This is a genomic window from Oleiphilus sp. HI0128 (assembly GCF_001635365.1).
Genome location: NZ_LWGG01001419.1, coordinates 1 through 471 on the forward strand (window position 1 = coordinate 1; position 471 = coordinate 471).

At 36.1% G+C, this 471-nt stretch carries 1 protein-coding gene; it reads right to left on the minus strand.

Annotated features, from left to right (window positions below; all coding sequences use genetic code 11):
- Positions 1–46: 46 nt before the first annotated feature.
- A complete protein-coding gene (locus A3763_RS23545; RefSeq protein ID WP_068760203.1) occupies positions 47–322 on the minus strand; it encodes a hypothetical protein in 276 nt (91 codons plus the stop codon).
- Positions 323–471 lie beyond the last annotated feature (149 nt).

A 471-nucleotide genomic window follows, 5' to 3' on the forward strand; every position in this document is an offset into this window, starting at 1 on the left:
TCTTACCGCCTCCTATTCAATTATTAAAAATTAACAGAGGCGACAACTATCCTGACACAGGGGGATCTGGATAGTTTGTTTCAAAATATTGAAACACTGACCTTAGCTGAAAAGGCTTTGTTAACTGTTCGGGATCATTCGGTTTGAACGTAGTTATCAATGTGAATGATTCCAACGAAGAAAAATCAAACTCGCTTAGTAAGTCGTTCATATCGTTCGCTAAAAATGGCGAAACAACGATGAAACCTGTTGGTTGATCTTCTAGCTGCTTTTTAATATCTGAAAGATGGCTTCTCAAGCCAGTATTAGAAATAAGATCCATTTTTCCCTGCTTAATTTTTAACTTATATATTCAGAGCATCTCATCAACTATGCCTGAAGAATACATTAATTCATCTTTTTTTAGTAATCGCCCAATACCAGTTGATTTCAAGCAACTCTAACCCTCGAAGTCATCAATACAAGCATTCC

What these genes read in the sequence shown, in the direction of transcription:
- A3763_RS23545 (WP_068760203.1), bottom strand. Translation starts at nt 322, where the DNA reads ATGGATCTTATTTCTAATACTGGCTTGAGAAGCCATCTTTCAGATATT.